This is a genomic window from Balneicella halophila, from assembly GCF_003096835.1.
Taxonomy (GTDB): domain Bacteria; phylum Bacteroidota; class Bacteroidia; order Bacteroidales; family Balneicellaceae; genus Balneicella; species Balneicella halophila.
The window spans coordinates 62,591-76,148 of the sequence record NZ_QENZ01000005.1 but is presented as its reverse complement, the minus strand read 5'-3'; the positions used below and the strand labels follow the sequence as shown (position 1 = coordinate 76,148).

Genomic DNA, 13,558 nt, shown 5'->3' with positions numbered 1-13,558 from the left:
GATATGGATACGCCTACAAAATTAAAGACACTCAGAAAGTTAATGCAAAAACATCAGGTTAATGCATTTATCGTTTACAGTGCTGATCCGCACATGAGTGAGTATTTACCCGAAGAATGGAAAGAACGTGAATGGCTGTCTGGCTTTACAGGTTCGGCTGGCTTAGTTGTAGTAACTCTTGACAAAGCAGGGCTTTGGACAGATTCACGATATTTTGTACAAGCTACCGAGGAATTAAAAAACAGTGGCATTGAATTATTCAAACAGGGAATAGAAGGTTTTCCTCATTATATGGAATGGATAAAAAGCGAGGTTGAGCGTGACGGAACTGTAGCAATAAATGGACTATGCTGTGCTCATGATGATTGGCAATTGCTGGAGCAAAAGTTGGCTGTAAAAGATATCAAGGTCAAAGATTTACCGCTATTGGCTAAACTTTGGGATACTCGTATTGCAGGTGAAATGCAACCCATAATCACTCAACCTCTAGAGTATGCAGGACAATCAGCCAAAGATAAGTTAGCGATTATTCGAGAAAAAATGCAGGAATCAAATACAACAATGCATTTAGTGAGCAGTTTGGATGATATTGCATGGATTCTAAACCTTCGAGGATTTGATGTAGCTTATAATCCTGTATTTTTAAGTTATCTCTTAATTACTAACGAAGATGCAACTTTGTTTGTGAATATGGAAAAATGTAGTCCAACTGTCAAGAAACAATTGGACGAAGCTAATGTGAGATTAGCTGAATATGAAGATTTTTTCCAATATTTAACCAATGTAAAAAATCAACGGATATTAATAGCTGCACATAGCAATCAAACAATATTTGAACGATTGCAAGACGATAACGATTTTTATTACGCCACTCCCCCTTCCCAACTTCTGAAAGCCGTAAAAAATGCTACTGAAATCGAAGGGATGCGGAAAGCTATGCAAAAAGACGGGGTAGCTTTAGTTCATTTTCTTTATTGGCTGAAAAAAGCTGTAGGTTCTGAACCTCTAAGTGAATATGAAGTAGGCAAAAAACTACTTTCTTTCCGCGCCGAACAGGAAGGATTTCAAGGTGCAAGTTTTGGAACTATTGCCGGATACAATGAAAATGGTGCGATTGTTCATTATTCAGCAAAAGCTGAAAATGCAAAGTCTCTAACTGACAGTGGCTCTCTTTTACTGGATTCTGGTGGCCAGTATCTTGAGGGAACTACTGACATTACTCGAACTATACCTTTAGGAAACACCTCAGAAATTTTTAATAAGGACTACACTCTAGTGCTAAAAGGAATGATTGCACTGACTTTAGCAAGATTCCCAAAGGGTTCTAAGGGATGCAACATTGATGCTATTGCCCGACAACCACTTTGGCAAAACTTAAGAAACTATGGTCACGGAACTGGGCATGGAGTGGGCTGTTTTTTAAACGTACACGAAGGTCCACAAAGCATCCGTCAAGAATTAAAAGATCAAGAAATTTTACCCGGAATGATTACCTCCAACGAACCAGGTCTATATCGAGAAGGAGAATATGGTATTCGTCACGAAAATCTTATCCTATGTAAAGAAGATGAAACTTCTGAGTTCGGAAACTTCTATGCACACGAGACCTTAACCATCTGTCCATTTTTTACTGAACCTATAATTAAAGAACTTCTTAATGATGAGGAATTAAAATGGTTAAACGAATACAACCAGTGGGTATATCAAAATCTGAGTTCTGAACTAGATGAAGAACATAAAAATTGGTTAAAAGAAGTTTGTAAAAGCATTTAATTTAATAATTACACTAACTAAAATTTAAAGTCATGCTTAAAAAAGTCTTAACACTCATCATTACATTACTTCCTGTTCTTCTTTTTTCACAAGATGTAGATGAAAACATCAAAACAGGCAAACAAATTGTCCAAGAAAATAAAGATAAAGTTACTCAAATAAGTGCCGAGCAACTTCATGAAATGATTGAATCTGGGGAAAACATAACTATTCTCGATGTTCGAACAGAAAAGGAAAGAATGATAGGGCATATTAATAATTCCAAATGGATACCTAGGGGCATGTTAGAATTTAAAGTACAAGAAGTTTTAAAAGATGCTGATGCAGATATTGTCGTTTATTGCAAGAGCGGTGGGCGTTCCTTATTATCAGCTACAACTTTAAAGGAACTTGGTTATAAAAATGTTTTCATTCTGTCTGGGGGTATTAAATCATGGAGAAAAAACGGATATTTACTCTGTAACGAAAATGGAATGTTTCAGTATATGACGATTGAAAAATAGAGACTAAGTTATAAATGTAAAAACCTTCTTAGCCTAAAATCTAAGAAGGTTTTTATTTTTCATGAACTATTGCATGGTATTTGAGCCTCATATAGTAGAAGCTTCTATTAAACTAATAATTTTATTTTTAGAAGTTCATTTTTCACACTATTTATTAATTTAAAACTAATTTATTATGTCACTACACAAACAGTTAGAAAAATTAGCAAAAGTAAGTAATACACCCTGTCTCACCATATCATTTAATACTCACAGGAGCCATCCGGATAATGAGAAAGATGACATCAAATTAAAAAATTATATTTCAAAAGCTGAAAAAGAGTTATTAGATAAATATGATAAGAGGGAGATATCAAAATTGTTAGATAAACTCGGAAGCTTAGAAAAAGATATTGACTCTAATTATAATCTTGAAAGCATACACATATTCATCTCAAATGATGAGAAGGAGATTATCCGCTTGGAGCGTAAAACAGAAATAGAAAGATATGTCGTTTCTGAAAGCTTCGTTATTCGTCCGTTAATCAAAAATTACACGAAAGAAAGAGATTATTATATTATGGTGCTCTCTCAAGGTGGCGTGGATTTATATGAAGCGAGTGATGAAGCTATAGTGAATGAAATAAAAAACGAGGATTTTCCTTATCCAGAAAGTGGATATTATGCACCAAATGCTAAAAAGAAAAGCGATCCCAAATATATGGATAGTTTGATTAGGGAGTATCTAAACAATGTAGACAAAGCATTTGTAGACATTTATAACGAAGCGAAGAAGCCATGTGTTGTAATTTGCACTGCGGATAATTACAACAAACTTCTTGAAGTCGCTAATCGACCTGAAGCTTACCTTGGTTTTGCTTCCATTGACTATAATAATACTGACAAAGATCATATAACAGAACAAGCTTATAAGTTGATTATTGATAAAAAGAATAGAAAAGCTGAAGCAGCTATAGCATCTGCGGAAGAAGTTGTTTCACAAGGAAGAGTACTCACAGATCTTCAGGAAATATATAAAGCATCTATTGATGGATTGGGACAAATACTCATTGTAAGTCAGGACTACAAACAATCTGTAGTTTTTAAAGATGAAAGAAATTTCGAGATTGCAGAGAATGTCTCAGATCAACAAAACACCACTGATGATATCGTCAGTAAAATCGCTTGGGAAGTTTGGTCTAAGGATGGTGAGGTAATCTTTACTGACAAAGAGAAATTAAATGATTTTGGAGATATTTTGCTAATTAAAAGATTCTAATAAAAGAACTTAGGTAAAAGCAAAAAGAGCTATTTCGAATGAAATAGCTCTTTTAATTTGTTTAAATTAAAGGTTTAAACACCAAAACTCATTTCCCACTTCGGAGTTAACTTAACTGTGAAAGTAGTTAATGAACCATCACCTCCTACTATGTTTCTAAGATATAAATATTGGTCTTCTGCCTTAAAATAAGGTAACAATTCTATACTGTCATCAACTTCAAACTCAATTTTCTCACCATTTGTATTTCCTATAACCCATGCTACTTTTATTTCTTCATGATCTGGATTTGTTGCTTTTAGATACACTTCAGCATCTCTGATTGCCGTAAGATCACCTTTAAAACTACTATCTTCCAACTCCACAATAAAGTCTTTCAATTTTGCAGACTTCACATTATCAATGGTAGCCAAAGGTACATTGTCCTTTAGATATTGATCTGCATCAAAATTCAAATCTATAGGACCTATTACTGGAATTTTAGATCCATCGAATGATGCAAATGGAAACTCCACATCTTTTACAGGTGTGGGAATGTCTATAGGTGCTTTTACTCCATCGTTGTCATCATCACATGACACAAAAAACAGCGCTATAAAAAAACGCAAATAAACTAACAAATTTTAATTTCATAATATCTATTTTTTTAATTGGTTTTATTTGATTATAACTATACCTTTTTATGCATAAAGTGACAAAAAAATGGAGCAAGTTATTGCTCCATTTCCTTATATCATGCAAGGTTAATCTTATTGTAACATCGCATTATATTTTTCATATTTTTCCATCATCTCTGGAGAGCGTTCTCTTAACTTGAAATAAATCTCTTTTAAGATTTGGATAGTACCTACATCCTCAGGATTAATACTATGTGCTTTTTCAAAATATGGTAATGTTTCCGCATATCGATCATATAAATCTTCAACAGCAGCGTCATATTCTGCTTGATCCATAATATCGTTTACCTCTTCTCTACGTTTTTCAACAGCTTTGAGTAACATCACAGCAACGTTGTATTGCGATGCGAAATCATCTGGATTCATTTCTACGGCTTTTTCATACCATACTTTAGCTTGCTCAATATCACCTGTTTTTTCATAAATAGAACCTTTAGCTCTATAAAGAGATGCATTATTTGGCTCTAACTCTATTGCTTTATCTACATACTCTGCAGCTTTTTCAGGAGTTCCGCCAAGTAGGTTCTTATTAATTAATTCAAAAATGATATTTAAGTCATTAGGATATTTTTCTGCACCTTCTTCTAATACTTTAGTTGCTTCATCTTCTTTACCAGCGCCTTTTAGAGCTGCAGAAAGGCGTGCATAAGTCTTAGCTTCTTGGTATCCATATTCCTTTACTTCATTATAATATTTAATTGCTTTATCATAATCCTCTGCCTTCTCAGCAGCTAAAGCAACATTGAACATCATTGCAGTGTCAATACCCTCCATCTTTACTAAATCAGAATTTTGAATTTCCAATACCTTTTCAAAACGATCAACCGCACCTTTATAGTTTTCTTTCTCAAAAGCATTAGCACCTTCATTCGCTAAAGCATTTGTTAAATTAATCACATTAATCTTAACTTTTTTCTTCAATTTTCCTTTAGAATCTAACTCCAATGCCTTCATGTATGCTTCATAAGCCATGCTAGCTGCGTTTTCATCTAATTTTTGAAACAAGCCTGTTGGGTCTTGAGCTATTGCTTGATAAATCTCTCCTTTAGTATAATATGCTTTAGCTTCATTTTGCAAAGATGCATCTTTCAAAGCTGTATCAATGCTTTCTTTAGCTTGATCTAATTTACCTTTGGATAAGTAGCTATTTGCTTCTCTCCATTTTGATTTTTGAGCTATCGCTCCTACAGCAATCATTAAAACTGCCAATAAAATACTTACTCTTTTCATAACTTTTTACTTTTTATTATTCTATATTATCTGTTTCTGCATCTGAAGATTTGTCCTCCAAACTACTATCTTGATCTTCTACATCTTCAGTTGTTACCTTAGCTACTGCAGCAATCGTACCACTTTTTTCTGATAGGTTAATTAATTTCACCCCTTGTGTTGCACGTCCCATTACTCTAAGGTCAGCAACCGCCATGCGAATAGTAATTCCAGAGCGAGTGATTATCATTAAATCATGCTCATCAGTTACAGAAAGCATTGCAATCAATTCACCGGTCTTCTCAGTAATATTAATTGTTTTAACTCCCTTACCACCTCTGTTGGTCAATCTATAATCATCAACATCAGAACGTTTACCGTAACCATTTTCAGACACAACGAGTATGTTTTCATTGTCTTTGATACACACCATACCTACTACTTCATCCTTTTCGCTAGCCAAGGTAATACCACGAACTCCAGTAGCTGTTCGCCCCATCGGGCGAACTTTCTCTTCGTGGAAACGAATGGCTTTACCAGAGCGTACTGCCATCAATATATCATTTTGCCCATTGGTAAGTCGTGCCTCTAATAACTGATCACCTTCGCGAATGGTTACAGCATTCACACCATTTACTCGTGGTCTCGAGTAGGCTTCAAGTGCTGTTTTCTTTACAATTCCTTTCTTAGTACAAAGCATAATGTAATTGTTGTTGATGTATTCTTCATCATTCAACGTTTTTACATTTATGTATGCTTTTACTTTATTGTCACTACTTAGATTTAGAAGATTTTGGATTGCACGTCCTTTAGAGTTTTTAGAACCTTCTGGTATTTCATAAACTTTCAGCCAAAAACACTGCCCTTTTTCTGTAAATAACAGAAGAGTATTGTGCATCGTAGCCATTATCATGTGTTCTACAAAATCTTCATCTTTTGTAGCAGCACCTTTAGCTCCTACACCACCTCTGTGTTGGCTTTTATATTCTGTAAGCGGTGTCCTTTTAATATATCCTTCATGTGAAATAGTAATCACCATTTCATCATCAGCATAGAAATCTTCTGGGTTAAATTCCTCAGCAGCGTACTCTATTTTGGTACGTCTCTCATCTCCATATTTGTCTCTGATTTCTATCAACTCATCCTTGATGATTTGCATACGAAGCGTAATATCTGAAAGAATATCTTTTAAATGAGCAATCAGTTTCTGAAGATCAGCATATTCAGCTCTTAACTTATCTTGTTCCAGTCCTGTTAACTGTCCCAGGCGCATCTCTACAATGGCTTTGGCTTGAATTTCCGATAATTCAAAACGTTCTATCAGCCGTTGGCGAGCTTCATCTCTACTCTTCGAAGAACGGATAATTTGAATTACTTCATCAATATTATCACTAGCGATTATTAATCCTTCTAAAATATGTGCTTTTTCTTCAGCCTGACGCAATTCGTACTGTGTACGGCGAGTCACAACATCATGACGATGGTCAACAAAGTGTTTGATTAAATCTTTCAGATTCAACATTGAAGGACGTCCATTTACCAAAGCAATATTATTCACACTGAAAGTCGATTGCATTGCAGTGTACTTATACAATTTATTAAGTACAATATTAGCAACGGCATCTCTTTTTAGGTCAATCACAATACGCATACCATTACGGTCTGACTCATCGTTTATATTAGAAATTCCCTCTATCTTCTTATCATTTACAAGTTCGGCAATTTTTTTGATTAAGTCTGCCTTATTTACTAAATAAGGAATCTCTGTAACAATCAGCTTCTCACGACCAGAAGAAGTAGTTTCAACTTCTGTAGTAGCTCTTACTACTACCCGACCACGTCCTGTTTCAAAAGCTTCACGAACACCAGCGTAACCATAGATAGTACCGCCTGTTGGGAAATCCGGAGCTTTTATAATATCAATAAGCGTATCTATACTTACTTCATTATCATCTATGTAAGTACAGATAGCATTAACAGTATCGGTTAAATTATGCGGAGGCATATTCGTTGCCATACCTACGGCAATTCCTGATGCTCCATTCAAAAGCAAATTAGGTAAACGTGTCGGTAAAACTGAAGGCTCAGTAAGTGATTCATCAAAATTAGGTAAGAGATCAACGGTTTCTTTATCTAAATCTTTTAAAATTTCTTCTGCAATACGCTCCATTCTAGCTTCTGTATAACGCATAGCTGCAGGGCTATCGCCATCTACAGAACCGTAGTTACCTTGTCCATCAACCAAAGGATAACGCAATGACCAGTCTTGAGCCATACGCACCATAGTATAATAAACAGAGCTGTCACCGTGTGGGTGATACTTACCTAAAACTTCTCCGACAATTCTCGCTGATTTCTTGTGTGATTTGTTTGCCGTTAAGCCCAGCTCATTCATTCCGTAAAGGACACGACGGTGTACAGGTTTCAACCCGTCACGTACATCTGGTAAGGCTCTGGAAACAATCACTGACATCGAGTAATCAATATACGCAGACTTCATTTCGTCTTCTATATTGATTTTAATAATCTTCTCTTCCAAACTCATGTATTTTCTTTCAATTTAATAGGTTCACAAAAATACAAAAAAATATGTTTTTATTATAATGCAACCCACATAATTTAGATATTCTAAATGCACAAAAAAATGTGGAAATTTATCGCTAAAACTCCCACATCTCTTTATTGGTTTTTAGAAACAATTATTTGTCTCCTTTTTTGTATTGTTTCATTACTTCTTCACTCATACTCATGCTTGAAAAACCTCCATCATTTAGAAGATTTTGCATGGTAACTTTCTTGGTAAGATCTGAAAATAAACTAATGCAATAGTTGGCGCAATCTAATGCATCTGCATTTCCCAGTGGTGACATTTTCTCCGCAAAATCGAGTAAATCTTTCAATCCACCTACCCCGCTACCTGCAGTAGTTACTGTTGGCGACTGCGAAACAGTATTAATACGCACTTTGTTTCTGACTCCGTATTTATAACCAAAGCTTCTAGCGATTGATTCTAATAATGCTTTAGCATCAGCCATATCATTATATCCGAACACTGTGCGCTGTGCAGCCATGTAGGTTAAGGCAACTACTGATCCCCATTCATTAATAGCATCTTTCGCATAGCAAGCATTGAGTACTTTATGAAATGAAATAGCAGATATATCCAATGTTTTATCTAAGAAAGAATAATTGAGTTCTGCATAGTCAATATCTTTACGAACGTTAGGTGACATACCTATTGAATGAAGTACAAAATCAAATTTCCCGCCAAATACTTCCATAGCTCTATCAACCAATTTTTCGATGTCCTCCATTTTGGTAACATCACAAGGTACTACTTCAGCATTGCATTTTTCAGCTAACTCATTGATTGTACCCATTCTCAATGCCATTGGCGAATTGGTCAAAACTATTTCAGCACCTTCTTCATAGGCACGTTCAGCAACTTTCCAGGCGATGGACATATCATTTAATGCCCCAAAAATGATTCCTTTTTTTCCTTTTAATAGACTTCCCATATTTACTATATTTTGAGCGTAATTTCTCGTATGAATTATTATACAAATATAAGCAATAGTTTATAAAAATCAACTTGCCATTATTGCTCGAGTTTGGTAAGCCAAACTACTTTTGCTACTTTCGCGTACTATTTTTTTATTTAATTCATCATATGAATAGTCCAGATTTTGAAATAAAGTTAGAATACGACGAGAAACGCATTCAAAAAATGACTGAACATTATAAAGCCATTTTAGAATTACTCGGAGAAGATAGCGAAAGAGAAGGTTTACTAAAAACGCCTGAACGTGTAGCTAAAGCCATGCAATATCTTACCAAAGGCTATGCTGAAGATCCGCGAGAAATATTGCGGGCAGCACTTTTTAAAGAGGATTATAAACAAATGGTTCTAGTCAAAGATATTGAAATGTACTCTCTTTGTGAGCACCATATGCTTCCCTTCATAGGGAAAGCACATGTTGCTTATATTCCCAATGGAACTATTACCGGCTTGAGTAAAATTGCACGTGTTGTGGAAGCTTTTTCCCGACGATTGCAAGTACAAGAGCGATTGACTATGCAAATCAAAGATTGTATTCAAGACACATTGGACCCTTTGGGTGTAGCCGTGGTTATAGAAGCAAAACACTTATGTATGTGTATGCGAGGTGTACGGAATCAAAATGCTATAACAACTACGTCTGATTTTACTGGGGCTTTCAAGACCCAATTAAAGACTCGTGAGGAGTTTATTCGATTAATCGGAACTACTTTGCTCTAATTCATTATGCTGTTGTAAGCGATCATGAGTGATAACTTAAAAGGAATATTATCAGCCTGTGTCACAGCCATTCTTTGGGGATTCTTAGCTGTGCTAATGAAGGTTGCCTTAGCATATGTTGGCCCCGTAGAGGTAGCATGGTTTCGCTTCACACTTGCAGCAGGCATTTTGCTGTTTTATTTTATCATAGTTAAACCTAAGTTACTATCTATTGTTCGAGCTTTTCCTATTATCCTATTTATTGCAGCAGTTTGCCTCGGATTTAACTATATCGGATATATATACGGACTCCATTACACAGGACCATCGACGGCACAGATAGTCATACAAATAGGACCAATATTATTAGCCCTTAGTGGCATTTTATTTTTCAAAGAAAAAGTCAACAAATGGCAATTAACTGGTTTTGCAATTGCCATTATCGGATTACTATTATTTTACAACAACCAGCTTAGTCATTTTGTTGAAGTAGAATCGTTCAACAAAGGTTTTTTGTGGACAGGGTTTGCGGCAGTCAGCTGGACTGTTTATGCTATTTTGCAAAAAAAATTAGTCGCTAAATATGACCCCCAACTTCTTAATTTATTTATCTATGGTATTCCTGCGATTATGCTTATGCCTGCTACTGATTTCAATGAATTTAATGACTTAGCTAATTGGCAATGGATTCTTCTTGTCTTCTTAGGATTAAACACACTATTTGCCTATGGTTTCCTAGCTTTAGCATTTAAATACACTCAAGCCTACAAAGTGAGCATCATCATTATTTTGAACCCAATCATCACTTTAGTAATTATGACTATAATCTATCATACGAGTATCACATGGATCGAAGGCGAACAACTTTCATTAGTTTCTGCTTTTGGAGCCTTACTCCTGCTTACTGGGGCGGTTATTTCAGTTTTCTTCTCCTATAAAAACAAAGCTAAACTAAATTAAGTTCTAATGATTTTTGGAAAAATCCTCATTGTTTATCGCTAAGAAAACATTATTCTGATTTAAATATTGACTATTCCATTGTGTTTTGTACTTTTGGCATACTTTCTGAAAGGTAATATGTTGTTATGATAGAACTTACTAAACAAACAGTACCGTCTTTATTGGACGAAGTTTTTGATAAATTTATAGATCAAAAAGGATTTTCTTTTGTAAATGGGAAACAAAATACTTACAGAGATTTACAAGAAGAAATAGCGAGAATAGGAAATATACTACAAGAAAAAGGAATACAAAAAGGTGATAAAATTGCTATTCTTGGTGCAAATTCACCAAGCTGGGTAGCCAGCTATTTCGCGATAGCGACCCTAGGTGCTGTTTCAGTTCCTATATTGCCAGACTTTACTGATAAAGAAATTGAATCTATACTTCAGCATTCTGGTATCAAAGCTATTTTTGTTTCTTCCAAACTCTATCCTAAAGTGCAGGATGCAAAGATTGAGAGTTTGGAATATACTTTTAGAATGGATGGCTTAGCTCAAATTCCGAACAACACTTCTATTGAAAACTTTACTAATATTCCAGATGCCATAGTTTCAGCAGAGGGCTATCAATATGCTGATGTGGAAGAAGATGATTTATTGACAATCATTTATACCTCAGGTACTACAGGTACTTCCAAAGGCGTAATGTTGACACATAAGAATATTCTTTACAACGTTTATCAAGGACGCGATGTTCAAGAAATTACAGAGAATGATTGTTTTCTGTCTGTTTTACCATTATCACATACATATGAGAATACTGTCGGGATGATGTTTGCTACAGTTGCAGGTGCTTCAACATATTATTTGGAAAAACTACCTACTCCATCAGTTTTACTTCCAGCTATGAAAAAAATTCGCCCTGATTTCATGCTTACAGTACCTTTAATAATGGAAAAAATCTATAAGTCGAAGGTATTGCCGGGGATAAACAACAAATTCCTGACAAGGTGGGCATATAAACTACCTATCGGGAGACGTTTGCTCAATAAAGTCGCTGGGAAGAAAATTTATGAGGCGTTTGGCGGTAATTTAAAATTCTTTGGTATTGGTGGCTCTAAACTAGACCCCACAGTGGAACAATTTCTTCTGGACAGCAAATTTCCTTACTCTATAGGCTACGGAATGACGGAGACCTCCCCTCTAATTGCTGGAGCAGGAGTTGGAAAAACAAAATTAGGATCTACAGGCGAACCTGTAAGAGGTTTGAAGGTTCGAATTGCAAAAGAGAATCCTAATGCAGAAACTGGTGAGATTCAAGTGAAAGGCGACAATGTCATGCAAGGATATTATAAAAATCCTGAAGCCACTAGAGAAGTCTTTACTGAAGATGGATGGTTGCGTACTGGAGACCTCGGACTCCTTGATAAAAAAGGCAATCTATACATTAAGGGACGTATAAAAACAATGCTTGTAGGTGCTAGCGGAGAAAATATTTATCCAGAAGAAATCGAATCAATCATCAACAAAGATGAATTAGTTTCAGAATCATTAGTTACACAGATTGGCGGTAAGTTAGTGGCAATGGTACACTTGAATATGGATGAACTTGAAAAACGAGTTAAGCGTATTCAGTCGAACATGTCAACATTCAAAACAGATGCTATTCAGAAGAAAGATGACGCCAAACAGTATCTTGAGGAAAAATCTCAAGAAATTTTGCAAGAAATGAAAGTCAAGGTCAATAACGAACTGAATAAGTTTTCACAAATTCAAAAGATGGTATTGCAACATGATCCTTTTGAAAAGACTCCTACGCAAAAAATTAAACGATTTTTATACAAAAAAGACAAGGAATAATTTCTGAAGTCCTTCAAATAAAAGATGATTGTTTTCCTTATAAATATGGAAGGCAATCATTTTTCTTTTGATTATATTTGTAAATTGTTTCGGACTAATAAGATGACCTTATGAAATATAATAAAATCATTAGCATATCATTACTTATATTGCTATTAGGCAGTGTTTTGTTTATTTTTAACAGCGCTGTAAATGACAACAATCAACTAGTTTCCTCATCAAGCAGTAGCGAATATATGCAAAACTATAATGTCTATGCTCTTGAAGTACCATCGCCTGTAGATTTTGCTGGTGAAAGTGCTCCACTAAATCGTTGGTATGTGAAAGAAGCTTTAGATAGAGAATTATTAGTGAACACCTACTGGCAATCACAAACATTGCTTCTAATTAAGCGTTCTGCCCGTTTTATACCTTTAATAGAAAAAATTCTTAGAGAGGAAGGAATGCCCGACGATATCAAGTATATAGCCATTATTGAAAGCGGATTGATCCCTACGATTGTTTCACCTGCTGGTGCTGCTGGACTATGGCAATTTATGAAATCAACTGGTCGTGAATATGGATTGGAAGTTAACAGTGAAGTAGATGAACGTTATCATATTGAGAAAGCTACACGCGCCGCATGCGATTACCTAAAAAAAGGGAAAGCTGATTTAGGTAGCTGGACTTTAGCTGCTGCTGCATACAATGCGGGTTTTGCAGGGATAAGCAGACAGATGAAACGGCAAAATGCCTCTAACTATTATGATTTACGGTTAAACCCAGAAACGGGAAGATACATTTACCGAATTTTAGCATTAAAAACGATATTGGAGAATCCAGGTAAATATGGATTTAAATTCCATCCTAATGATTTGTATCAACCTATACCAACCAAAAGAATAGTTGTAGATTCTGAAATAGAAGATTTGGCTATTTGGGCTAAGCGAAATGGAATTAATTACCCTATCTTAAAGGAATTCAATCCTTGGTTGAGACAGAGTTACCTAAAGAATAAAAATAAAAAGACTTATTATTTTGAAGTGCCAGCTGATGGATGGGCTGACTTCGACTATTCAACATATAATAATTAAAAGACA

Annotated in this window: 11 protein-coding genes; 7 read left to right on the top strand and 4 right to left on the bottom strand. The window is 35.2% G+C overall.

The window, feature by feature from the left end; translation table 11 throughout:
• The first annotated feature begins 3 nt into the window (after window positions 1-3).
• The 3 genes from C7377_RS07390 to C7377_RS07380 all read left to right on the top strand — a co-directional run bounded on the left by C7377_RS07390 (window position 4) and on the right by C7377_RS07380 (window position 3,534).
• Window positions 4-1,773 carry an aminopeptidase P family protein gene (locus C7377_RS07390; RefSeq protein WP_116496716.1) on the top strand — a complete coding sequence of 590 codons (1,770 nt, stop codon included), beginning with the start codon at window positions 4-6 and terminating at the stop codon, window positions 1,771-1,773.
• 32 nt (window positions 1,774-1,805) lie between these two features.
• Window positions 1,806-2,276, top strand: a complete 471-nt coding sequence (locus tag C7377_RS07385; RefSeq protein ID WP_116496715.1) for a rhodanese-like domain-containing protein — start codon at window positions 1,806-1,808, stop codon at window positions 2,274-2,276.
• A gap of 175 nt (window positions 2,277-2,451) precedes the next feature.
• Complete coding sequence (locus tag C7377_RS07380; protein ID WP_116496714.1) at window positions 2,452-3,534, top strand: baeRF3 domain-containing protein; 1,083 nt, start codon at window positions 2,452-2,454, stop codon at window positions 3,532-3,534.
• 74 nt (window positions 3,535-3,608) lie between these two features.
• Here the strand turns inward: C7377_RS07380 and C7377_RS07375 are convergent, their stop codons facing one another.
• From C7377_RS07375 to C7377_RS07360, 4 genes are all read right to left on the bottom strand, one after another.
• Window positions 3,609-4,115: a hypothetical protein gene (locus C7377_RS07375; protein WP_116496713.1), complete on the bottom strand. Its 507-nt coding sequence runs from the start codon at window positions 4,113-4,115 to the stop codon at window positions 3,609-3,611.
• 168 nt (window positions 4,116-4,283) lie between these two features.
• The gene (locus C7377_RS07370) at window positions 4,284-5,441 is read right to left on the bottom strand and encodes a tetratricopeptide repeat protein (protein WP_116496712.1); all 1,158 of its coding nucleotides are present in this window, start codon (window positions 5,439-5,441) and stop codon (window positions 4,284-4,286) included.
• Window positions 5,442-5,457: 16 nt separating this feature from the next.
• Entirely contained in the window at window positions 5,458-7,965 is a 2,508-nt protein-coding gene (gene gyrA, locus C7377_RS07365) for a DNA gyrase subunit A (protein ID WP_116496711.1), read from the bottom strand.
• Window positions 7,966-8,119: 154 nt separating this feature from the next.
• Entirely contained in the window at window positions 8,120-8,938 is an 819-nt protein-coding gene (locus tag C7377_RS07360; protein ID WP_116496710.1) for an enoyl-ACP reductase FabI, read from the bottom strand.
• A gap of 209 nt (window positions 8,939-9,147) precedes the next feature.
• Here C7377_RS07360 and folE point away from each other — a divergent pair, with 209 nt between their 5' ends.
• From folE to C7377_RS07340, 4 genes are all read left to right on the top strand, one after another.
• Window positions 9,148-9,699, top strand: a complete 552-nt coding sequence (gene folE, locus C7377_RS07355; RefSeq protein ID WP_394336367.1) for a GTP cyclohydrolase I FolE — start codon at window positions 9,148-9,150, stop codon at window positions 9,697-9,699.
• Window positions 9,700-9,723: 24 nt separating this feature from the next.
• On the top strand, window positions 9,724-10,638 hold the full coding sequence (locus C7377_RS07350; protein ID WP_116496708.1) for a DMT family transporter: 915 nt from the start codon (window positions 9,724-9,726) through the stop codon (window positions 10,636-10,638).
• A gap of 125 nt (window positions 10,639-10,763) precedes the next feature.
• Complete coding sequence (locus C7377_RS07345; RefSeq protein ID WP_116496707.1) at window positions 10,764-12,479, top strand: AMP-binding protein; 1,716 nt, start codon at window positions 10,764-10,766, stop codon at window positions 12,477-12,479.
• Window positions 12,480-12,589: 110 nt separating this feature from the next.
• Entirely contained in the window at window positions 12,590-13,552 is a 963-nt protein-coding gene (locus tag C7377_RS07340; protein WP_116496706.1) for a lytic transglycosylase domain-containing protein, read from the top strand.
• The last annotated feature ends 6 nt before the right edge of the window (window positions 13,553-13,558 follow it).